The sequence below is a fragment of the Bacillus sp. RZ2MS9 genome (assembly GCF_001816185.2).
Classification (GTDB): domain Bacteria; phylum Bacillota; class Bacilli; order Bacillales; family Bacillaceae_G; genus Bacillus_A; species Bacillus_A cereus.
In genome coordinates this window covers 5,106,772-5,131,030 of sequence record NZ_CP049978.1, presented here as the reverse complement: position 1 = coordinate 5,131,030, position 24,259 = coordinate 5,106,772, and the positions used below count along the sequence as shown (strand labels likewise).

Here is a 24,259-nt window from a genome sequence, read left to right as displayed (position 1 = left end):
ACAAAAATGTCTCATTTAGTAAATAAAATCAGTAAATTAAAGGGCAAACCAATTCATGTTATTCTGCATAAGGTTTTTCAAAAGTTATATGATAAATTTTATTATAGAATAAGAAAGATAATGGTTTATAGAAAAATGGTGGATGTAGAAGCAGAGCTTTTTAGAAATTTTGAGCCATCAGGTACATCTTTATTTGATTCACAAGATAGTAATTATTATGTGGAGAAAATAAAAGTATTGTCTGCTGAAACTACTATCATACAGGATGCAGAATTAATTTGTTGTCACGTTTTTAATCTTCTGGGATCGGGAGAAAAGGAATTAGGGAGAAAAATTCCTTGGAATAAAGATTTCAAGAGTGGATATATATGGGGAAATGAATTTTATAGGGATATTAAAATTATAGACTTAAACAATAATGCGGATGTAAAAGTACCTTGGGAGCTATCAAGGTTTCAACACATCAATACATTAGGAAAAGCATACTGGATTACAAAAGATGCAAGGTATGCAAAGGAATTCCAAAATCAAATTATAGATTGGATTGAAAAGAATCCAGTTGAACTATCTGTAAATTGGGCTTGTACAATGGATGTGGCAATTAGGGCAGTGAATTGGATCGAAGGATATCAATTTTTTAAAGATTGTAAAGAGATTGACCAAGATTTTTGGATGATATTTCATAAGAGTATTTATCAGCATGGGAAATTTATTTTTAATAATTTGGAGAATAAAGGGGACTATACTGGGAACCATTATTTATCTAATATTGTTGGATTGATTTGGATTGGAATATATTTTGGGAGTTTTAAGATATCTAATTTATTGGACAGAAATATTCCACGAAGATGGTTAGATTTTGGTCTTCAAGAAATAAAAAAAGAAATGCAAATTCAAGTAAACCCCGATGGAACAAATTATGAAGCTTCGACATCTTATCATAGATTAGTAACGGAATTGTTTTTACTGACAACAATTTTATGTGATAAAAATAATATTAGTTTTTCTAATGAGTATATGGAACGTTTAGAGAAAATGTGTGAATTTATTATGCACCTCACTCAACCAAATGGAAGAAGTCCATTAATTGGTGATGCGGATGATGGTAGATTAATTATTTTTTCAAAGTATTATTCATGGGATAAAAGTGATTTTCGACACCTGTTAGCGGTTGCTGGTGAATTTTTTAATCGAAATGATTTTAGACATCATGGGAGAGTTTACAAGGAAGATGCTTTGTGGACGAATGGTAATTGGACTGAAATACAGCAAAATAATAAACCAGTTGTTCAATCAAAAGCCTTTGAAGATGGAGGGTATTACCTCTTGAAAAATCAACAATTTCATTGCTTTATTCGAAGTGGAGAGCTTTCCTTTAGAGGAGAAGGTGTACATAGTCATAATGACCAATTGAGCTTTACTTTAAATGTAGCTGGAGAAGATATCTTTATTGATCCAGGTTCGTTTATTTATACAGCAGATTATAAAATGAGGAATTTATTTAGAAGTACTTGTATGCATAACACTATGGAGATATCTGGATATGAACAAAATGACTTTGAAGTACATAATTTATTTCGGATGAAGGAGCAAACATTTTCAAAATGTATATCCTTTAGTGAAAATAATTTTGTAGGTAATCACCGTGGTTATTTGGATAAAAATGGTGGGATACATGAGAGAAGTTTTTTACTTAGTAAAGATAAACTGAAAATTATCGACACTTTACTTGTTGATAAGCAATCTGTGTCTTATAAATTAAATTTTGTACTAGATCCTGATTCAATAGTTAGTTGTAATAATAATAAAGTAAATATTGTTAAGAATGATGTGAATCTTGTTTTAGAAATAATTGGAGATGTGGTAATAGCGCTAGAGGATGTTTACGTTTCTGGTGGCTATGGTAAGAAAAGAAAAAGTAAAAAAATTGTAGTGGAAAGTTCAGGTCAATCTATAGAAACATATATCTATTAATTAAAAGGGTGGTTAACTTGAGAGGCGTTATAAAAAGATTACCGTATAAAATTAAGCTTCCTCTATTGTACACAGCTTCTTTAATTCCACAGAATTTAAGACAAGGTAAGGAATATAAAGAATATGCTAGTTTTTTAGCAGGTTCTGATTCGTGGGATAGCAAAAAAATAGTAGAGTTTCAAAATTTACAGCTGAGATTATTAATTAAGCATGCATATGAAAATGTTCCATTTTACACAGAGGTATTTCATGATTATGGAATAAAGTCAGAAGATATAAAGGATATAAGGGATCTAAAACGATTACCTCTAATTAATAAAGAAATTGTTAAATTAAATAGAGATAAATTTATAGCAAAAAATTTTAGTAAGAATGATTTGAAGCCAACACATACAGGTGGTACCACATCGAGTCCTATGCATTTCTTTAATACAGATACAACTAATAATAGGGAAATTGCCTTTTTTAATCGTATATGGAATAAATATGGATACACTAACCAGGTATGCTTAGTATTAAGAGGGGCTGCTGGTAAGGAGGATGAGCTTTATAGATACGATCCTTACCAAAGGAGAATTGCAATTAATACTAGAAATTTAGATGATTCAAAGATGGAAGGTATTTTAAAGGTTATTGAAAAATTCAACCCACAGTATCTGCAAGCGTACCCATCTTTGGTATATCTATTTGCTAGGTACATTAATGATAAGGGAATTTCTGGGAAAGTCGGAAACTTTAATGCAATTTTTTGCTCGTCTGAAAGAATGTATGATTTCCAAAGGAAAGAAATAAAGAGAGCGTTTAATACAGATGTAATCGATTATTATGGGCATAATGAAGGTCTGACTTTAATGGAATATTGCCCTCAATGTAATTTATATCATGTTATACCTGAATACGGGATAACGGAGTTTGTTGATTCAAATGATGTATTGGTTTCTGGTAAAGGAGAAATAGCAGAAATTGTTGGAACTGGTTTTAATAATTATGCTTTTCCTCTTATCCGTTATAAAACTTCAGATATGGCTACTATTTCAGGGACAGAATTTAAGGGTATATGCGGTAAACCATATTTAAGTGTTCAAGAAATAGACGGAAGATCAGGGGATTTCTTAATAACTAAAAGTGGTAAATGTTATTCACCAACAGTTTTGGAATTTGCAATGGATTATGTTGAGAATTTCAAAGACTTACAGTTGATACAATCGTCTTATGATAAGGTAGAAGTTTTAATCGTACCCACTGAAGGGTACACAATTAAAGAGGGGAACCAATTTATCAATGAGTTGGCAAAAATCATTGATGATAAAATAAATATTGATATAAAGATAGTTGGAAAAATTAATCGTCCTTCAAATCAAAAGCATAGGTTTATTATTTCTAACATAAAGTAGTTTAATGCACTAACCTTGTTATTTATTGCAAATAAACATGAAGGAGCGCTCTATTCATGAAAGTCTCAATAGTTGGTTCAATCCCACCTCCAGTAGGTGGGATTTCTATTCATATAAAAAGGATAAAAAGGGTGCTTGAAGTAAACGGAATTGAAAGCTGTGTCTATAATGAAGGTGGATGGGGAAATAGACAGGAACGTATTTATCCTATATCTAGATATAGATCTTTTATATTTAAGATACCTTTTATTCAAGCAGATCTTTTGCATATCCACTCTATAGATATGAAGCTTCGTATCTTATTAGGGGCTTATAAGCTTTTTGGAAAGAAAATTATTTTAACTATACATGGTGAAAGTCTTTCAGATCAACTAAAAACGTCAAATGCTCTTATGCGATTTTTACTAAGAATGAGCCTAAAGAAAATTGATAAGGTTATTTGTGTAAATCAATCATTATTGGATGAATTAATTTTATTAGGTATGGATAATTCAAATATGACCGTTATACCAGGATACATTCATCCTAAAGAGTATGAAGAAGATGTGATGGCAATACCCCAAAACGTCCATAACTTTATTGAAGAATCTCCGTTTCTTATTACGGCCAACGGATGTATTAGGTTCTATAAGGAAGAGGATTTATATGGGGTAGACATGCTTATTAATATGATGTATAAATTGAAAAATCAAGGGGTAAAGGCTCACTTACTATTTGCATTATTAGATAAGAAGAGTCAAACCGCAGAAGAGCGTGAATATTATAAAGAGCTTCAAGATAGACTACGTAAATTAGATTTAGAAGAGATTTTTATGTTTTATGAAGTGGAAAATACAGAGTTATATCCTATTTTACAAAAGAGTCAATTGTTTATTAGACCTACAAATACAGATGGATTAGGAGTATCTATAGCGGAAGCACTTTATTATAATGTTCCTTCAGTAGCAAGTAATGTATGTAATCGGCCTCAAGGAACGATATTATTTCAATCAAGGAACGATTTAGATCTATATCGGATTGTAAATGATATCATTTGTAATCACCCTCGTTATGTAAAAAGAATAAGTAAAATAGAGATTAAGGATTATTCAAACGAGTTAGTCGCAACTTATAAAGAAATTATTAATGAATAGTTACTAAATATATGTATAAAAGGAGGAGAAAATGGAGTACAAAATTATTAGTAATAAAGAAGAATTCTATGATTTAAAAGGAGTATGGGAAGAAATGGAACGTGCAGATAGTACCATTTCTTATTATAGTACTTTCCATTTTAATTATACGTGGTGGGAAGCTAATAGAAAAAATATAAATCTTAAATTGTTTATAATTTGTGTATACCATAATAATTCAATAGTTGGAATAGCACCACTAATGCTCGAGAAAAATGGTAATATATTTAATTATTGGAAATTAATATTTTTAGGAAGAGGGGACTCATTAAACTTTATTATTAATAGGCAACAAGGAAATGAGAGTAAAATTATAAAGGAAATCTTCCTAGGAATAGAACAAAATTCTAATATGTGGGATAAACTAGAGCTTACACATATTTCAGAAGAAAGTTTATTATTTTGGCATCTAATGAAAAATAATAAATATAATAAATATACTAATTATTTGGTGCAAAATCCTAAGATTAAACTACAAGATTATCGGAACTTTGATGAATTTAAAAAGAATAATGTACCCGCTAAAACAAATAAATTTGTTAATAAATTAAAAAAAGAAGTAGGATATAAATTTGAAGTAATTAATAATAAGTATGATAAAAACATATTTAAGGAAATAATTGAAATTCATAAATTAGAACAAGAATTCTTAAATCAACAAAAAGGAAGAACAGAAAGAGAAAGTCTATTTGAAGATCCTAGCAAAGCAGATTTCTTATATCAATTATTTAAGGATAACGAGAATATTCTTACTTTTGTTTTGTATTCAGGTGCAGGTGAAATTATAACTTATAATACCTGTTATAAATTCCATGATAAACTACATTTTTGGAATACGGGTTATCATCCTAGTTATGTAAATTATAATTTAAGTAAAGTTCGGATGTATGAAATTATAAATTATCTTTTTGACAATCAATTATATTACACAATTGATTGGGGAGCTGGAGGGTATCCTTGGAAGTTTGAATGGACGAATACATATTTAACTACGTATGCATTATCTATGTGGAATCCTAATAGTAAAAAAGCGTATTACATTAATAGATTGGCAAAAATCAAGAAGAAATTAATTTAAGGAAAAGTGGATCATATGAAAAGTGATAGTAAGAAGCTAGTTTCAAGTGGTGTGGTATATTTTGTATTTTCTATTTTGACTCAGGTTATTAATATGTTGTTAATCCCGTTGTATACCAATAATTTATCACAAATGGAGTATGGGAAATATGAATTATTGAATACCATTCAACAACTATTAGGGCTAGCAATTACAGTTGGAGTATATTCTGGATTAAAGAGATTTTATTATGAGACAGAGAATAAGCACCTATTAAAGAATACGGCTTTGAATTTTTCATTTTTATGGGGGGCTAGTGTATATGTATTTATCTATTTTCTCAGTCCAACCATAAGCGACTATGTCTTTAATGGTGAACAAGCAGCAATTGGTTATATAAGGCTTATTGTAGTGAGTTCGATATTAACTTGCTTAATATCTATTTATACCAGCTTTTATGAAATGGAATTTAAGGCATTTCGTGCTGCTGTTATTCAACTATCTATCTTGACGATAACTTTTGGATTAGCATTTTATTTTGTAGCAATCAGAGAAGAAGGAATAATAGGTGCGCTCAAGTCTATTTCTATAGCAAATCTTATCGTTTTTGTAATATTATTCGTAGGTGATTTTAGAAATTATAAATTTAAAATACATACGGGATATTTGAAAAATATGTTGAATTACGGTGGAGGGCTGTTATTAGGGCAAATATCGGCGTGGGTATTGAATTTAATTGATCGCTTTTTTATTAAAGACCTAATTAGTTATTCAGCGGTAGGGATATATTCATTATCATATAAAATAGGTATGCTGATTAATCCAGTTTTTATTGCTCCATTTGCACAAGTATTTACATCTTTCAAATTTAAGGCGTATAAAGAAGTTAACGGTAAGGAAAAAATACAAAAAATGTTTCATATTTATAATATGATAGGGTGTTTTTGTGTATTTGGTTTGTCGATTTTTGGGAAAATAGGAGTTAATATTTTAGCAAATGAGGAGTATTTAGAGGCATATAAAATCATTCCTTTAATTGCAATCTCGTATTTTATTTGGGGTGTTGGACAGTTTTATTCTTTAGGTCTGCATATCGCTAATAAAATGGTTTCAAATTCTTTAATAGTGGTAATTAGTGCGGTTGTAAATATACTTCTTAATATTATATTAATTCCTAAAATTGGTGTTAATGGGGCAGCTATAGCTACTATTATCGCCTATATGATTGCCAATGTCTTTTATTATTATTTTAGTGAAAAGTACTATAGTTTAGGGCTAGGAATTTTTTATCCATATAAATATTTTATAGTATTTATTCTTTTATACGTGGTTTATTATTATTTTATTTCCTCCTTAGAAAATTTATATATAGAATTTTTCTGGAACCTTATACTATGTGTTATGTATATTGTATTACTAATTGTATTTAGATTTACCAATATAAATGAAATCAAGATGCTTGTTAATAAGATTTTATCTAAAAAAAAATAAGGATAGTTGGGTGTTTATGGGTGACTACGAGTGAAAAAATTATATAGTAAGATTTATGGTAAGTTTTTTTTGATAATTAACGAATATTCTTTGCACATTGAAAATTATAAAATAACAATAGATTCAGGATATACCTTAAAAGAGATGAATAAAGACATTTTAATGGAATTAAAAAAGCAATACTATAATGAAATTGATCAAAAGAAATATGAAATTTTATTAGAGAGATTGCTAAATACTTATAATGAAATAGGGTATGTGGTAGTAAATAAACAGGAAGAAATATGTGGATACTATCATTTAGTAAAAAATGAAATGAAAAGTGGAGGATTAGGTAGGCGGATAAATTTATCAAATGATACTGTTGTATTATTTGATGATTATACTTTTTTAAAGCATCGTGGGAAAGGTGTACATAAATATTCTATTGAGGCTAGAATTACTAAGGCACAAAAAATGGGGTTTAAAAAAGCAAATGTACTAGTTTATGAAGGGAACATTCCTTCTGAAAAAGCATACACATCATTTAATTTTAAAAAGAGCATTAGATACAAAGTGCTAAAGGTTCTAAAACGTAAATTTATTTTTGTTAAGAGGTTAAAAAATGAATATTAAAATAGCAAAATGGCTAAATAATGCAGATGCACCAGTATTATTTATGATAGATGATTTGGCGAATGTTTGGGTGGATACAAATAAAGATGGAAAATTAGCCTTAGGTGGCGATTGGGGTTTCTGGAAAAACGAAGAAAAATCCTCTTTTCGTTATCTAAATGAAGTAATACTGAATGATTTTCCAAAAGTTAAAGTTACCTTTTTTGTTCCTGTGGGGACTAGGGTCGGAATGATAAAAAATCCAATACTTCCTTTCATATCTAAAAAGATAGATGCTAATGAAGAAACAAAAAAATTTTTTATGGAAATCCATGGAAACCCTAAGTTTGAAATTGCATATCATGGCACTACTCATGGTGAGGTTGGAGAATCAAATTTAGATTTTAAACAAGAGTGGGAATTATTTAGGGATGTAGAAGAAGCAATTAGAGTAGTAGAACACGGGAAGGGAATTTATAAAGATGCAATCGGAGTAAACCCATCTGGTGGGAAATATTGTGGATATACTAGTAATGAATTTTCAGATGTGAGTATAGATAAAACAGGATTTACTTGGTGGTGCAGATATTGGAATCGTGGAGTTGAGGATGAATTAATTCCAAATATAACAGGGAACGATACAAATAAGATAACAAACTTTGACGTTAAAAAATTTGGTGACAATAAAGTAATAGATATACCCTCAACTATAAACGGAGCATTGTTAAATGATTTATTGAACAAGAATGATAAATCATTTAAAGGATTTATTAAAAGTATGTTAAAAAATCTTTTAATTAAAAAAAGGATGAAAGAATTAGATTTTTTATTAGAAAATAATTTAGTTATTAGTATTCAAGAACATATAGCACCTTCACGAGACGATGGCAGGAGACAAGGACCAAATATTTTTGATGATAAGTGCAGTTTATTATATATATTTAATTACTTGAAGGATAAAAATGTTTGGTATTGTACAGGTAGCGAATTAGCTGAATACGTAAGGGCAAGGGACAATTGTAAGTTTAAACAAATAGATGAAAAAAGCTTTATAATAGAAAGCTCGGGGTATAAAAGCAAACAATTAATATCCTTATGTATAGATGAAGAAACAGTAAGTGGCATTCACCTTCCAAATGGCATTTATATTAAAAAAGATAAAAAGTATATTAATGTTCCAATTTTAGAGGGAATTTATACTTTAGAACAAAAAAAGTCTAACTTTAAAGGGAGATAAGATGTATAGCACAATTTTGAAATTACTCTATTTCTTTACTTTTGGATTAATTGTTCATAAGCAATTAGGTAATGCTAATGAAATACTAATATCAGCTTCGAGTGTTATAAGTGTAATATATATATTTGTTTTTCTATTAAATTTGTTGAATAAACATCAAAAAATTCCTCTCTCTCGCTTGGAAAATTTTTTGATTCTATTTGTTGGTTTATATATTGTATATACTTCTTTAAATGCACTATATGTTGATAAATCAGCTATAACGCAGCTTTTAATTGATAATATTTCTTATATCACATTTACTTTACTTCTTCTTGACTTTAAAAGGTACGAAGATATCAGAGAAAGTGTATTTCATTTTGTTACTTTGCTTTTTAGTGCATGTTTAATAACAGCGTTGTTTATTTTTTTAATGGGATATAGTAAGTTGGAAATTTCCTCTTCATCCCTGCATTTTATTTCATCTCAAGATTATTATTTTATGTTTGGTGAAAAAAGGTTATCTTGGTTAATGACCCATAAAGTAAGATTTGCTGTTTTTTGCTTGCTAGGAATTTTATTTATATATTATCATCAAAATTTCAATAGATTTTTAAAAATAATTTTTATTTCTTTGGGATTAATAGATATATATTTATCTAATTCTATGACAGTCTTGTTTTCGTCATTAATTTTATTCTTGTTTTTAGTGAATTTTAAAACTATTAATTATTACGTAAAATGGCTTGTTTTTCTAAGCTTTTTAGGTGGAGGTACTTTCTTAGTCTATAAATATTTATCAATATTGAGTGAAAAAAGGGATATTTTCACTTTTGGTGGTAGACGGTTTATTTGGCAGTCTGCAATAGAATTTATTCAAAGTAATCCATGGGGTGTAGTCAATATTTCTGAAAAATATGGTTTAACGACTTCATATTACGGAGGAGTAATATTTAATAATGCACATAATATATTTCTAAATGAATTTATGAAGCACGGTATTATAGGAGGAACACTATTTGTAATTATATACATGCTTATACAATTACAAATTTTTAAAAGTAATAGTAGGATGATAGGAGTTATCCTAGCTTTATTTATTAGCTGTATGATGGATGTTGTTTTTAGCATGGAGATGTTACCTATATTTTTATATGCTGTGCCATTAATTTTTTATGCGAATGACTTTAAATCAAAATTATAGATAGTTTTTAAAATAGTTATTTTATTGAAATGTATTATATAAAGGTGTGAAAAAATGAGAATTTTATTTATATCAACACAATTGCCGCCATTTATTGGTTCGGCTAATATAAGGGCGTTGAATTATATAAATTACTTAAATCGTTTAGGGCATGAAATAGATGTAATAGCAGTAGATTATCCAAGGGATTCTATAGCATATGATGAAAATTCTGAAGAGGTATTTGATCGGGAAGTGAAAATACATAAGATAAGTCCAGGCTTAATTTATAATGTGTCCTATACAAAAAAAATGAGTAAAAAGATAAGTGATGCTGGTACAGTTGAAAATAATAAGCCTAGTTTTAAAAAGAAAGTGGGTCTATTTGTTAAGAGTAATATTTTAATCCCAGATCCGTTTGTACAATGGATAAACCCAGCATTTAAAAAAGCATCATCGTTAGTTAAAGCTAATGGAGTATATGATTGTATGTTTTCGATGCATGAAACACCTTCCAGTCATGTCGTTGCTTCTAGGTTGAAGCGAAGGTTCCCTAGTATGAAGTGGATTGGGTATTGGAGTGACCCTTGGAATGGTGATAGCTTAAGAAAAGGTAGGTCGTTATTTAAAACAATTTTAGAGGAAAAGATTGAAAATAATATTGTAAAAAAAGTAGATAGGTTTTTATTTACAACAAATAGTACGCGTCAAATGTATATTGATAAATATAAGATAAATCCTGATGATACGGATATTGTATATCGAGGTTATGACGAAATGTTATATTCGGATATAGAGAAGGAAAAGGAATTACCAGTAGAATTAAATAAGAACAAAATTAATATTGTACATACGGGAACAATTTATAAGGAATTACGTGATATTACGCCATTGTGTAAGGCTCTTGAAAAATTAAAGTATGATGATTATAATTTGTTCAAAAAAATACATGTGTTATTTATAGGTCAATTTACAGACACTCAAGATGAAAATAGGGTTAAAAATTTAGAGAATGTCACAGTAAAGCCCCTTATGCCATATAAAGATGCATTAAGGTATGTTGTACACGCTGATGCTTTGTTACTATATGGAAACAAAAATAGCACGCAAGTTCCTGGAAAAGTGTATGAATACTTAGGAAGTAAGGCTGCAATTGTCACTCTTCTAGGAGATGAGCAAGATGAGCTACAGCCATTAATGAATCAAGTGAAAAAAGGACCGGTAGTTTTAAATGAAGAAGAGAGCATTTTAGAGGCTCTTCAAGATATAGAGAGGAATTTGAATTCAGACCAAAATAATTGGAGTAAAGCAGCGGTAAATTACAGGTGGGATAATGTTGTTAAGGATTTAGAGGATAAAATTTTTAATTAATACAGGTAGATGTTGCATTTTGGTTGATTGATGTCTTTGAAAAGGAGGAGTATATATGATTTCAATTTTAAACTTCCTTATTAGTAAACTAAAGAAAACAGAATATAAATTAGACAGTAGTATAAAAACAATTGATATATTAGGGATTGTTTGGATAAGAGTCCTATATTTATGGCGGGGGATATACAGAAGAATTGGTACGGATAAATGTGGTAAGTTTTTATTTGTTGGAAAAAAAGTAGAACTAAAAGGGAAACGTTTTATAAAATTAGGAAATGGGATTACGATAGATAATCATGTTAGTTTAGATGCATTATCAATAGAAGGAATTCATATTGGAAATAATGTGCACATCGGCACATATACTAAAATGGCTTGTTCAGGTAGCTTGAAAAACTTAGGGAAAGGTTTGAAAATTGGGAATAATAGCGGAATAGGAGATTTTTGCTTTTTTGGAGCCGCTGGTGGAATTCAAATTGGTAATAATGTAATTATGGGACAAAATGTACGATTTCATTCAGAAAACCATAATTTTGATAGATTAGATATTCCTATTAAAGAACAAGGAGTTACGAATAAAGGAATCACCGTTGGAAATGATTGCTGGATAGGATCCGGAGCGGTCTTTTTAGATGGAGTAGAGGTGGGTGATGGCTGTGTTATAGGCGCAAATACCTTGGTAAATAAAAATATTCCAGCCTATAGTGTTGCCGTTGGAAATCCAGTGAAGATTGTTAAAAGTCGTCTTGAAATGAAGGAGAGAATAAATTGAAAATATTACATATCTCACTGGGGTTGCCGCCATATCGTACAGGTGGTTTAACGAAGTACGCAACGGATTTAATGTTTCAACAATCCAGTGAGCATAAAGTATTTCTTTTATATCCCGGAAAAATTACTATTTCAAAAAAAATAGCAATCAAAAAGAATAAACCATTTGGAAACATAGGGGTTTATGAATTAGTAAACCCGTTACCTATTCCTTTGTTAAATGGTATTAATCAACCACAATCATTTATGAAAAAAGTTGATAGGGGAATTTATGAAGCGTATTTAAAGCAAATAAATCCAGATATAATTCATGTCCATACTTTGATGGGAATACATAAGGAGTTCTTTGAAGCAGCAAAAGATCTATCTATAAAACTAGTATTCACTACACATGATTATTTTGGCCTTTGTCCTAAGGTCAATCTCATGGATGCAGAAGGAAATATTTGTGAAGATTTCAATTTTGGTCATAATTGTCTATCGTGTAATGTTAATGCCCTTAGTTTTCCGATGATTTATGTTATGCAATCCTATCCATATCGATATTTAAAGGATAGTAGAATTGTGAAATCATTACGTGAATTTAAAAAAAAACAAGTTAAAAAGAGTATAGGAGTACCTATTATATCGGAAGATGCAATAAAATCAGATGATAATTTAGCTACTCAATATGTGGAATTACGTAAGTATTATTTAGAGATATTTAAAATATTAGACTGTTTTCATTTTAATAGTTCCGTCGCAAAAGAGCAGTTCGAAAGCTTTTTAGATGTAAAAGGAAAAGTGATTTCCATTAGTCATAAAGATATTTATGATTATCGTCAAGAGCGTTTATATGAAAAGAAGAATAGCTCAATTTTAAGGTTTGGATACCTGGGTCCTGTAGATGTATATAAAGGTTTTTATACTTTAAAGGATACATTGGATTTCTTAAAGAAAAATGGATATGAAAATTGGCATTTAAGTGTATATGGTGGTTTTATAAATGATCCAGAAACGTATAATCCAAAGAATTATACTTTTTATGGGCGATATGAGTACAGTCAATTAGAAGAAATGTTTAATGGAATTGATTTGTTAATTATTCCAAGCATTTGGAAAGAAACATTTGGCTTTATTGGCCTAGAGGCTCAATCTTATGGTGTTCCTATCATGGTTTCTGAAAACGTCGGATTTAAGGACTTAATAGAAGACGGTGAAACTGGATTTATTTATAAGACGGATGGAAATGATTTTGCGAATAAACTGTCTCTAATATTGGACAATCCTTCGGTATTGGCAAAAATAAATGAAAATATATTAAAAATGAAATTCCCTTTCATTATGAAAAAACATACTGACGAAATAATAAACCTATATCAAGAGGTAAGAGCAGGAGTAGAAGAATAAATGAAACATGTATTTATCATCGGATCTAAAGGAATTCCCGCAAAATATGGTGGATTCGAAACATTTGTAGAATACTTAACAGCTCGAAAACAAAGTGAAGATATTCAATATCACGTATCTTGTCTAGCTCATGATAATGATGAGTTTAAGCATAATAATGCAAGATGTTTTAATGTCAAAACACCTGAAATTGGTAGTGCTAAAGCAGTAGCATACGATATTTTAAGTTTAAAAGAGTGTATCCGTTATATTAAAAGAAATAGCCTTACAAATTGCATTGTTTACGTGCTTGCTTGTCGTATTGGTCCATTCTTTTCCTTCTATAAAAATAAGCTAGAAAAAATGGGTGTAAAAGTATTTGTAAATCCAGATGGGCATGAGTGGAAAAGAAGTAAATGGAGCCCTGCTATCAGAACATATTGGAAAATATCTGAGAAGTTAATGGTTAAAAATGCAGATTTGTTAGTATGTGATTCTAAAGGAATTGAGTCATATATTAAAACAGATTATAAAAAGTATAACCCTAAGACGACATTTATTGCTTATGGCGCGGATGTTACATCGTCATCTCTAAAAGACGAGGATGTAAAACTAAATGAATGGTATAAGAAACATGATATAAGCGCCAATGAATATTACTTAGTAGTTGGTCGTTTCGTTCCAGAGAACAATTATGAGTTAATGGTCCGTGAATTCATGAAATCAAATTCTAAAAAAGACTTTGTTATTATCTCTAATGTCGAACAAAATCAATTTTATCAGGATTTATTAGCAACGACGAATTTTGATAAGGATCCTCGTGTTAAGTTTGTTGGAACTGTATATGATCAAGAACTATTAAAGAAAGTTCGTGAAAATGCATTTGCATATTTCCATGGGCATGAAGTAGGTGGAACGAATCCATCATTATTGGAAGCATTGGCGTCTACAAAATTAAATATGCTTTTAGATGTGGTGTTTAATAAAGAGGTTGGGGAAGCAGGAGCTGTTTACTTCTCTAAAGAAAGTGGATCCTTAGCTAACTTAATTCATGAAGTTGAGCAATATTCACAAGAGCAAATTAATGAATTAAGTAATAAGGCGAAAGATAGAATCATCCATGAATACTCATGGGAAAAAATTGTAACTGATTATGAATCTTTATTTTTAAAGTCATAAATTAGAAAGGGGATGAATCCGGACAGATTTATTCCCTATTTCTATGATATAAAAGGAGCGCGAGCAATTTATGAAAGGTATTATTCTAGCTGGAGGTAGTGGAACACGTTTATATCCACTAACACAAGCAGTATCAAAACAATTATTACCTGTATATGATAAGCCAATGATTTACTATCCATTATCAGTATTAATGCTTGCTGGTATTCAAGAAATTTTAATTATCTCTACACCACAGGATACACCTCGTTTTAAAGAGTTATTGGGAGATGGTTCACAGTTTGGGATAAAGCTAGAATATGCTGTGCAACCTTCACCCGACGGTTTAGCTCAGGCATTTATTATCGGAGAAGAGTTTATTGGCGATGATTCTGTAGCTCTTGTTCTTGGTGATAATTTATTCTATGGACACGGTTTAACGAAACTATTACAAAACGCCGCAGAACGCCAAGAAGGGGCAACCGTCTTTGGATATTATGTAAATGATCCAGAACGTTTTGGGGTTGTAGAGTTTGATGAAGGTGGGAAGGCCATTTCTATTGAAGAGAAGCCTCAAGAGCCAAAGTCACATTATGCTGTAACAGGTTTATATTTCTATGATAATCGTGTTATAGAGATTGCGAAGAATATTAAACCATCACCCCGTGGAGAGTTAGAAATTACTGATATAAATAAGGTTTATTTACAATTACAAGAGTTGCACGTTGAAATTCTTGGCCGAGGTTTTTCTTGGTTAGACTCTGGCACGCACGAGTCATTATTAGAAGCATCTCAATTTATTGAAACAATTGAAAAACGTCAAAGTTTAAAAGTAGCTTGTTTAGAGGAAATAGCATTTAGAAAAGGATATATTACCCGTGAGCAATTATTTGAATTAGCAGAGCCGATGAAAAAAAATCAATACGGTCAATACTTGATTCGATTGGCAGAACAAAGTAAACAAAAACAACCAATTTATCAATAAAGGAGTACTTATAATGAAGATTGTTGAAACTAAAATTCCTGATGTAGTTATTTTAGAGCCTAGGGTATTTGGCGATCATCGCGGATATTTTATGGAAAGTTATAATAAAGAGGTTTTTGATAAGCTTGGTTTAGATTACGAATTTATTCAGGATAATCAATCTTTATCTGTACCAGCCGGAACATTACGTGGATTACATTTTCAGTTAAATCCTAAAGCACAGACAAAGGTAGTACGCTGTATCACAGGTGCTATTTATGATGTAGCTGTTGATATTCGGAAAGGTTCACCTACATATGGACAATGGGTTGGTGTTATTTTAAGTGAACATAATAAACGCCAATTAGTCGTGCCGAAAGGATTTGCACATGGATTTTGTACATTAGTGCCAAATTCGACAGTGGCTTACAAAGTAGATGAATACTATTCTCCTAATCATGATGCTGGTATTCTATGGAATGATCCAGCCTTAGGAATCGATTGGCCGGTGAGTGAACCAATCCTTTCGGAAAAGGATACTAAACATCCATTATTAGAAGAAGCAAATATTAATTTTGTGTACGAGAAATAAGGAGGAATAACATGAAAGTATTAGTAACAGGTGGCGCAGGGTTTATTGGAAGTAACTTTGTTCGATATATGGTGAAGAAGTACCCAGAATATAATATTGTAAATTTAGATTCGTTAACATATGCAGGTAATTTAGAAAATCTAAAAGATATTGAGGAATTATCTAATTATAAATTTGTCAAAGGCGATATAGCAGATCGTCAGTTTATTAACCAATTATTTAAAGAAGAAAAGTTTGATTATGTGTTAAATTTTGCAGCAGAGTCACATGTTGATAGAAGTATTACAAATCCTGATATTTTTATTCAAACGAATATTCAAGGTACACAAGTATTACTAGATGCTGCTAAAAATGCGGAAGTAAAAAAATACTTGCAAGTTTCAACAGATGAGGTATATGGAACTTTAGGCGAAACTGGTTACTTTACGGAAGAAACACCTTTGGCATCAAATAGCCCGTATAGTTCAAGTAAAGCTGGTGCAGATCTATTAGTTCGTGCTTATCATGAAACGTTTGGTTTACCAGTAAATATTACACGTTGTTCAAATAATTACGGACCATTCCATTTCCCAGAGAAGTTAATTCCTTTAATGATTATTAATGCACTAAATGATAAACAATTACCTGTATATGGTGATGGTTTAAATGTACGTGATTGGTTACATGTTGAGGATCATTGTCAGGCAATTGATTTAGTACTTCATAAAGGTAAAAATGGTGAAGTGTACAATGTTGGTGGAAATAACGAACGTACAAATATTGAAATTGTAAAAACAATCTTAAAAGCATTGGACAAGCCTGAATCTCTGATTAAGTATGTTACAGATCGTCCAGGTCATGATCGCCGTTACGCAATTGATGCGACAAAACTCCGTGAAGAATTAGGTTGGTCACCAAAGTACAATTTTGACACAGGTATTGAGCAAACTATTAAATGGTATTTAGAAAATCAAGATTGGTGGAAAAATATTATTTCTGGAGAGTACCAAGAATACTTCAAGAATCAATATGCGAATAGATTAGAGGTATAAAACATGAAGGCGTTAGTAACAGGAGCTAAAGGTCAGTTAGGACAAGATGTAGTAAGTTTATTAAAAGAACAGACATGGGAAGTCTTTGGGTTCGGCAGAGAAGAGTTAAATATTACAGATGAAAAACAAGTAAGCGAGAAAGTATTATTAATTCAACCCGATATTATCATTCATACGGCAGCATATACACAAGTAGATCAAGCGGAAAGCGATGAAGAATCTGCTTTTAAAGTCAATGCTGAAGGAACAAAATACTTAGCTCAAGCTGCTGAAGCAGTAGGGGCAAAGTTTTGCTATGTAAGTACTGATTACGTTTTTGATGGAACAAAAGATACTCCATATAAACCGGATGATCAAACGAATCCTCAGACTGTATACGGTAAATCAAAATTAGTTGGAGAACAGTATACACAAGAGTATTGTTCAAAAAGTTATATTGTTAGAACGTCTTGGGTATTTGGTTTATATGGTAATAATTTTGTGAAGACGATGCTACGTTTGGCAGAGGAAAATAAAGAATTAGGGATTGTTCATGATCAAGTGGGTTCACCAACTTATACCACTGATTTAGCAAGATTTATTATTAGTCTTGTACAAACTGATAAATATGGAGTATATCATGGTTCTAATTCAGGGGTGTGCTCTTGGTATGAGTTTGCAAAAGAGATATTCAAGCAATCTAATATTGAAATAGTGGTCAATCCACTAAAGACCGAAGATTTTCCAAGGCCTGCTGCACGCCCTAAGTACTCAGTGCTGGATAAAGGGATGATTGAAGAAAATGGATTTGAATCGCTTCAAAATTGGAAGGAAGCTTTAAAAGATTTTCTCAAGAAGCTATAAGATAGTGGAAGAATCAGTAGTTTACAAATGATTTGTAAATCTGTATAGTTTTATGTGGAATAATAGTAAGAATAAGGTTGTTGAATTTGTTATTTGAAAGAAGGAAAAACGATGAAGAAAAAGATTCTATTTTGGATTCTAGGTATCATTGGTGTTCTTGTTATTGCTGGTGGAGTATATGCGTATACTGTTTACTCTAATGTATCTAATACATTAAATACAGTGCATAAGCCTTTGGATCGTGATAAGTCTGATAAACGAGATAAGAAAGTAGAAATTGCGGATAATAAACCTATATCTATTTTACTGATGGGCGTAGATCAAGAAGGTAATGGAACAGGTAGATCCGATTCACTTATGTTATTTACCTTAAACCAAAAAACAAAATCTATGAAAATTACAAGTATCCCACGAGACTCTTATACGGAGATTGTAGGGAAAGGGAAAAAAGATAAAATCAACCATGCCTATGCTTTTGGCGGAATTGATATGGCTGTAAAAACAGTAGAGAATTTTCTTAATGTACCAGTCGATCATTACATTGAGGTAAACATGGCTGGATTCAAAGATATTGTAGACGCTGTTGGTGGTGTTGATGTAAATAATGATTTGGAGTTTACATCAAGGGAGCAACATTTTGCTAAAGGTAACATCCATTTAAATGGTGAAACAGCATTAAAGTATACTCGTATGCGTTATGAAGATCCACGTGGTGACTTCGGTCGTCAAATGCGCCAACGTCAAGTTATTCAAGCTGTAATTAAGAAGGGTGCAAGTGTATCTTCTCTAGCAAGCTACGGTGATGTATTAAAAGCAATTGAGAAAAACGTAAAAACAAGTTTAACGCAAGATCAAATGTTTGATATTCAAAAGAATTATAAAGATTGTATGGAGAACAGTGAAGAAATTCAAATTCCAGGTGACGGACACAAAGCCGCTGATGGTATTTGGTACTACTATGTTCCAGAGGCAGCAAAACAAGATATAACGAATAAGTTAAGAGCACATCTTGAATTAACTAAGTAATATGTAATAACCCAGCTCCTTTGGAAGGAGTTGGGTTTATTTTTGCATGGATTTATATTAGTATTATATATTGTGAGATTAATAGATGAGGTGAATCGATGAATAAGAAAGCGGTACTTGTCCTTGTTATTTTTGTATTGTTTGTTGCTTCGATTGTGAGCGGTAAATTGTACTGGAATAAGAAGATTGCGAATGCAACAGGACAAACGAGTGAAGTAACGAAAACAAAGACTGAAGTAAAAGATAGCGGAGCAAAGAAAGAAGAGAAAAAAGAAGAGAAAAAAGAAGAGAAAAAACAAGATGTGAAGTCATCTTTTAATGAAGCATACGCGAAGAATTTGCCAGATGCAGTGAAAGAGAAGTTAAAGAAAGCTGCTGAGGATAAAAAGGCAGTAAACCTTATTATTGTTGGTGATGAAGCTTCTTCATCTGAAAAAGGTGCTTGGGCAGCTAAGTTAACGTCTAATTTAGAAACTGCTTACGGTAAAGGTTTATGGAATGTGACTGTAAAGGAATATAAGGGTGAAAGCACAGAAGAGTTAATTGCGAATAAGCGTGATAAAGAGATTGCGAAAGAGAATCCAGATGTGATTTTATTTGAGCCACCATTTATTACTGATAACGGTAAAACTGGTAATGGGAACTCTGTTGCGAGTACACAGAAGTTCGTTCAAGCACTTTCTACTAGTGCAAAGGGCGCTACGATTATGATTCAACCATCAAATCCAGTGTATGGTGCGAAAAATTATCCGAAAGCGATTGAAGCATTAAAACAATTTGCGACGCAAAATAATTATACATATATTGATCATTGGGGAGCATGGCCGGATGCATCGACAAAGGCTATCCTACCATACTTAAAAGAAGAGTTTGGTTTCCCAACTGCTAAAGGTCATGAAGTTTGGGCACAATATGTAACGGATTATTTTGTAGCTAAATAATAAAAGGGGAGAGGGTATCGTCGACAAAATATGTTCGACAATACCCTCTCTTTTTTTATAGGATTTTTGCTATACTAAACTGTACTATAATACGTGGTGGAAGGAGGAGAATGATGAAAATACTTGTGGTTGATGATGAATCGAGTATTCGTAATTTGATTCGGATGCAGTTGGAGATGGAAGGTTATGAAGTATTGGCAGCGGCTGATGGGAGAGAAGCTTTAGAGAGATGGAATGAAGGGCCGGATGTATTGATTTTGGATGTTATGCTTCCGGATACGGATGGGTATGAGTTGCTTCGTTTGTTCCGTGAGAGGGATAGGGATATTCCGGTGCTGATGTTAACGGCAAAGAGTCAGATGAATGATAAGTTGCTTGGCTTGCAGCTTGGTGCTGATGATTATGTGACGAAGCCGTTTAATTATGCGGAGCTTATTCTTCGGGTTAAGAATATGGCGCGGCGTGTAAAGAAGACGGAGGCGGCTGTAAGTCATGAAGTAATTGAGGCTGGAGAGATAGTGATTTGTCCTAAGGAAAGAAAGGTACATGTGAGTGGACAAGAGATTCAGTTAACGTACCGAGAGTTTAATTTATGTCAGTTATTTGTTTCAAATCCGCAGCGTGTGTTTATGAGGGATGAGTTGCTTGAGAAAGTATGGGGATTTGAGTATATCGGAAATACGAGAGCAGTTGATATTATGGTGCAGAGACTTCGAAAGAAGCTTAGGACGAGCGGGGAATATATTAAGACAATTTATGGCGTTGGCTATAAACTGGATTGTTAAGTGGTGATGGTATGTCTTTAAAGCGAAATATGGTGTTTGGAATAGTTGGGCTGTTAATTCCGATTTTTGTTCTTTTATATGCAGTTGTTTATATTACGTTAGAAAAGAATATGTATCATAACGCAGCAGATTCTTTAGAAAAGTTAAGTGTAGAAGCACAAATTTATACGATGAATTATTTAGAGAAGGAAGCAGAAGTGGATACGCTTGGTCCGAATTCACTTTTAATTGCGTCGTATTTAGCGAAGCGTATGGATGTCCGTGTGCAGATGATTGGGAAGAATGGCGATGTTGTTGCAGATACACAAAAAGGAGCATTGCTTCACCGTAACATCGACATTGAAAGTTCTTTGAAGGGAAAGAAGTCTTACGTTTTTGAGGAGGCGGATCCAGCTCCTATTCTTTTGTTTTCAAGCCCGGTTTATTATGGAAACGATGTCATTGGAAGTATTCGTTTTATAAATGAGTTAACGGGTGAGAAGGAAGTTTTAACAAATGTGAGCTGGACGTTCTTAATGACATCTCTTTGTTTAGTAGCTACCGGTATTTTCTTTGCGATTCGTTTGGCGAAGTCTCTTCATAAACCGATTGATCAGTTGAGACAAATGGCACAGAGGCTCGCGAATGGTGATTATAAGAGTAAGATTGAGTTAAATGAGTACGTAGAAATCGCTCAGCTTTCAGCATCTTTTAACGCGATGGCCGATGGAATTGAACTGCATATTAAGCAATTGCAGGAGGAGAAGGAGAAGCAGAAAGATTTCCTAGACCGCATTACGCATGAGCTAAAAACACCGCTAACGGCAATTATCGGTTATGTTGATTTAATTCCGAAGTTACAATCGAAAGAAGATGTACAGGAAAGTCTTCGTTATGTGGCTGTGGAAAGTGAGCGTTTATTATCACTTGTAGAGGAACTGCTTAAGTCCTCGAAATATGGGACGAGTACGTTTGAAGTGTCTCCTACAGTTGTGAATATAAAGGAATTGGCAGAAGAAGCAGTTTCAATTGTGAAACCTCGCCTAAATCAATTTGAAATTGAAGTGATAAATGCGTTAACGGATGTACATGTTGTTGCGGATTTTGATAAGACGAAGCAAATTTTCTTAAATGTGCTTGATAATGCAATTAAGTATAGTGATGCTTCGCACATTCGTATGAATGTAATTGTAAATGAGCATGAGGCGAAGGTTTTTGTTCATGATGATGGGATCGGTATAGATGAAGTGGTGCTTGCAGAGTGGAATGAGTCTCCGAAAGGAAAGGCACTTCCTTCTAGTTACGGGAATGGTTATGGTTTGTATATTTGTCAGGAGATTATGAGTAAGCAGGGCGGAAGCATGCGGATTGAGAGTAGTGAAGAAATAGGTACTACAATATTCATTACATTTTTGCTTCCGAGAAGGATGGAAGACATAAAAAACTTGAAAGCGGTTAAATGATACATTTATGAAACAATTATGCGGTATTTTCGAAACAACGTTTTTTTATCTTGGAGGTAGGCAGAAATGAAAAGGCTATCATTTCAAATTCTTATGTTTGTCATTTGTATGATTGTTTCTCTTGTTTTGTTTTATGTTATGGAGAAGCAAATCTATAATCGAATCAACATTGTAAATGATAAACAAGCCGTTTTACAAAGGGTGAATGAATCTCTTCCAATTGAAGTGAAAGTAAGACATGAAAAGTGGGGAGAAATCGTTGTAACGGATGAAGTTCGTTTGCATACGATTGTTTCATTCTTTGACCGAATTCGAATAGAGCCTGGGGACGTTAAGAGCCAAGAACAAGTATTTACTGGAGAAGTAACGTACTTGAATGGACATAAGCGTACTTTTGCAGTAGGTGACTTGTTCCAGTATGGGGAAAATGTATACGGAAAGAATGGCATGGATCCGATGATTTCAGCACTTCAAACGTATTTATTAAGCCTGTATTACACGCCAGAGCGTATTAATAATTTCTTTGCTTCAGCAAAGGATGTCGTAGTACGTCAAGGCGATGTGGTACGTACTATCAATCTTACGCACATACTTGATTCTATTCGGTCCGCAAAGCAAATTACAGATTACGGAGAAATTCAGAAGTTATTACAATCGCAGAATGAACCGATTGCTTATATTACAGCTTATAAAACAGGTAAGCGTGTAAAGAATGATCGTGAAGATATTCTTACGATTTCTGTGTATCCATCGTACTTTGTTGTGCAATATCTCGGTGATAATAACGGGAATGTCATGTATATGAAAGGCTCTCTAGCAGAGTTATTCGTAAAGGAGAATGCGTCATGAGAAAGATAGCCTTTTTCTTCTTTTTGCTAGTAATTGGAGGAGCGATGTCTAGTTGCTCTCGAGATACAACCTCTATTAAATATAGTAAAAATGGTCTCCCTATTTTGGATGATCGTCATATTGTTGCGTATGTAGCGGCTCGTGAGGAAGTTGGTGAAGCGTTACTTTCATCATTTTGTAAGCCGCGCGGATGTACGTATGAATTTATTCGTCTTTCAACAGAAGAACTTCTTCGTAGAGTGGAAGAAGAAGCTGGAAATCCGAAGGCGGATATTATTATTGGCGGTACAGTAGATGCGCATCAAATGATGAAGCAAAAAAATCTTTCTATTCCTGTGATAAGCCAACATGCAAATCGTATTTCAAAAACTGTTAAAGATAAAGATGGTTATTGGTACGGTTATGAAGTGGAGAAGCTGGCAATTGCGATTAATAAAGAGCGGTGGAACGAGGAAATAGCGCCGCTCGGTCTCTCGTATCCGTTAAGATGGAAAGATTTATTGAATCCAGTATATAAAGGAAAGATTGTCATGCCCGATCCAAATGTTTCAGGTACAGCATATACGTTTTTCCAATCACTGATTGATACGTTAGGTGAAGAGGAAGCGAAGGGATATGTGAAGAATCTGGCAGAACAAGTTGGAGAAGTAACAGTGAATGGTTACATCCCAGCAGAACTTGTTGCGAGCGGTGAATATATGATAGGCATCAACTTTATGGGAGATCAGAGAATGCTTCAAAAACAAGGCTTTCCGATTTTAAGTAACGAACCTGAGCAAACAGGGTTATCTGTTAATGCGATTTCGAAACTAAAACGTGCACCGAGTGGTATTATTGCGGATTTATTTATTGATTATTGTTTATCAGAAGAAGCGGGGCATATTTTAGAAAAAGTGTCGTTTGGCGTACCAACGATGTTTGCGAAGAATGAGAAAGAAATAGAAGGACAGCCGGTTAGAAGGACGAACCAAAATATATCAAATAGCGGAATAATCGAGATATGGAATAGACAGCGTCTCTCTCTGAAGTGAGAAAAG

Annotated in this window: 22 protein-coding genes; all 22 read left to right on the top strand. The window is 32.4% G+C overall.

Annotation, left to right across the window (positions count from 1 at the left end; translation table 11 throughout):
* The first annotated feature begins 6 nt into the window (after positions 1 to 6).
* Positions 7 to 1,974, top strand: a complete 1,968-nt coding sequence (locus tag BHV55_RS26245; RefSeq protein WP_070757626.1) for an alginate lyase family protein — start codon at positions 7 to 9, stop codon at positions 1,972 to 1,974.
* Positions 1,975 to 1,991: 17 nt separating this feature from the next.
* Entirely contained in the window at positions 1,992 to 3,368 is a 1,377-nt protein-coding gene (locus tag BHV55_RS26240) for a phenylacetate--CoA ligase family protein (protein ID WP_070757627.1), read from the top strand.
* Positions 3,369 to 3,424: 56 nt separating this feature from the next.
* A complete protein-coding gene (locus BHV55_RS26235) occupies positions 3,425 to 4,501 on the top strand; it encodes a glycosyltransferase family 4 protein (protein WP_070757629.1) in 1,077 nt (358 codons plus the stop codon).
* A gap of 31 nt (positions 4,502 to 4,532) precedes the next feature.
* Positions 4,533 to 5,618: a GNAT family N-acetyltransferase gene (locus BHV55_RS26230; protein ID WP_070757631.1), complete on the top strand. Its 1,086-nt coding sequence runs from the start codon at positions 4,533 to 4,535 to the stop codon at positions 5,616 to 5,618.
* A gap of 15 nt (positions 5,619 to 5,633) precedes the next feature.
* The gene (locus tag BHV55_RS26225; RefSeq protein ID WP_070757633.1) at positions 5,634 to 7,088 is read left to right on the top strand and encodes an oligosaccharide flippase family protein; all 1,455 of its coding nucleotides are present in this window, start codon (positions 5,634 to 5,636) and stop codon (positions 7,086 to 7,088) included.
* A 30-nt stretch (positions 7,089 to 7,118) separates the two neighbouring features.
* On the top strand, positions 7,119 to 7,703 hold the full coding sequence (locus tag BHV55_RS26220; protein ID WP_070757635.1) for a GNAT family N-acetyltransferase: 585 nt from the start codon (positions 7,119 to 7,121) through the stop codon (positions 7,701 to 7,703).
* Positions 7,693 to 8,919, top strand: a complete 1,227-nt coding sequence (locus BHV55_RS26215; protein ID WP_070757637.1) for a hypothetical protein — start codon at positions 7,693 to 7,695, stop codon at positions 8,917 to 8,919. The genes BHV55_RS26220 and BHV55_RS26215 overlap by 11 nt, the downstream gene beginning before the upstream one ends.
* Position 8,920: 1 nt before the next feature.
* Positions 8,921 to 10,102, top strand: a complete 1,182-nt coding sequence (locus tag BHV55_RS26210; protein WP_070757639.1) for an O-antigen ligase family protein — start codon at positions 8,921 to 8,923, stop codon at positions 10,100 to 10,102.
* A 54-nt stretch (positions 10,103 to 10,156) separates the two neighbouring features.
* Entirely contained in the window at positions 10,157 to 11,452 is a 1,296-nt protein-coding gene (locus BHV55_RS26205; RefSeq protein ID WP_070757641.1) for a glycosyltransferase family protein, read from the top strand.
* A 55-nt stretch (positions 11,453 to 11,507) separates the two neighbouring features.
* Positions 11,508 to 12,224 (top strand): acyltransferase, encoded by a 717-nt coding sequence (locus tag BHV55_RS26200; protein WP_044306721.1) that lies wholly within the window; start codon positions 11,508 to 11,510, stop codon positions 12,222 to 12,224.
* Positions 12,221 to 13,612, top strand: coding sequence for a glycosyltransferase (locus BHV55_RS26195; RefSeq protein WP_070757643.1), 1,392 nt, complete (start codon positions 12,221 to 12,223; stop codon positions 13,610 to 13,612). The genes BHV55_RS26200 and BHV55_RS26195 overlap by 4 nt, the downstream gene beginning before the upstream one ends.
* Positions 13,613 to 14,770, top strand: coding sequence for a beta 1-4 rhamnosyltransferase Cps2T (gene cps2T, locus BHV55_RS26190; protein ID WP_070757645.1), 1,158 nt, complete (start codon positions 13,613 to 13,615; stop codon positions 14,768 to 14,770). It begins immediately after the preceding gene.
* A 70-nt stretch (positions 14,771 to 14,840) separates the two neighbouring features.
* The gene (rfbA, locus tag BHV55_RS26185) at positions 14,841 to 15,734 is read left to right on the top strand and encodes a glucose-1-phosphate thymidylyltransferase RfbA (protein ID WP_000676105.1); all 894 of its coding nucleotides are present in this window, start codon (positions 14,841 to 14,843) and stop codon (positions 15,732 to 15,734) included.
* Positions 15,735 to 15,747: 13 nt separating this feature from the next.
* Positions 15,748 to 16,305 carry a dTDP-4-dehydrorhamnose 3,5-epimerase gene (rfbC, locus tag BHV55_RS26180; RefSeq protein ID WP_070757647.1) on the top strand — a complete coding sequence of 186 codons (558 nt, stop codon included), beginning with the start codon at positions 15,748 to 15,750 and terminating at the stop codon, positions 16,303 to 16,305.
* An 11-nt stretch (positions 16,306 to 16,316) separates the two neighbouring features.
* Positions 16,317 to 17,336 carry a dTDP-glucose 4,6-dehydratase gene (gene rfbB, locus BHV55_RS26175; protein WP_000866932.1) on the top strand — a complete coding sequence of 340 codons (1,020 nt, stop codon included), beginning with the start codon at positions 16,317 to 16,319 and terminating at the stop codon, positions 17,334 to 17,336.
* A 3-nt stretch (positions 17,337 to 17,339) separates the two neighbouring features.
* On the top strand, positions 17,340 to 18,179 hold the full coding sequence (gene rfbD, locus BHV55_RS26170; RefSeq protein WP_070757649.1) for a dTDP-4-dehydrorhamnose reductase: 840 nt from the start codon (positions 17,340 to 17,342) through the stop codon (positions 18,177 to 18,179).
* Positions 18,180 to 18,290: 111 nt separating this feature from the next.
* On the top strand, positions 18,291 to 19,205 hold the full coding sequence (tagU, locus tag BHV55_RS26165; RefSeq protein ID WP_000727065.1) for a polyisoprenyl-teichoic acid--peptidoglycan teichoic acid transferase TagU: 915 nt from the start codon (positions 18,291 to 18,293) through the stop codon (positions 19,203 to 19,205).
* A 98-nt stretch (positions 19,206 to 19,303) separates the two neighbouring features.
* Entirely contained in the window at positions 19,304 to 20,146 is an 843-nt protein-coding gene (locus BHV55_RS26160) for an SGNH/GDSL hydrolase family protein (RefSeq protein ID WP_070757651.1), read from the top strand.
* A gap of 113 nt (positions 20,147 to 20,259) precedes the next feature.
* Complete coding sequence (locus BHV55_RS26155; RefSeq protein WP_070757653.1) at positions 20,260 to 20,931, top strand: response regulator transcription factor; 672 nt, start codon at positions 20,260 to 20,262, stop codon at positions 20,929 to 20,931.
* Positions 20,932 to 20,942: 11 nt separating this feature from the next.
* Positions 20,943 to 22,373, top strand: a complete 1,431-nt coding sequence (locus BHV55_RS26150) for a HAMP domain-containing sensor histidine kinase (protein WP_070757655.1) — start codon at positions 20,943 to 20,945, stop codon at positions 22,371 to 22,373.
* 66 nt (positions 22,374 to 22,439) lie between these two features.
* The gene (locus BHV55_RS26145) at positions 22,440 to 23,222 is read left to right on the top strand and encodes a DUF3919 family protein (protein WP_000826621.1); all 783 of its coding nucleotides are present in this window, start codon (positions 22,440 to 22,442) and stop codon (positions 23,220 to 23,222) included.
* Positions 23,219 to 24,253: an ABC transporter substrate-binding protein gene (locus BHV55_RS26140; RefSeq protein ID WP_001225645.1), complete on the top strand. Its 1,035-nt coding sequence runs from the start codon at positions 23,219 to 23,221 to the stop codon at positions 24,251 to 24,253. Before BHV55_RS26145 ends, BHV55_RS26140 begins: the two co-directional genes overlap by 4 nt.
* The last annotated feature ends 6 nt before the right edge of the window (positions 24,254 to 24,259 follow it).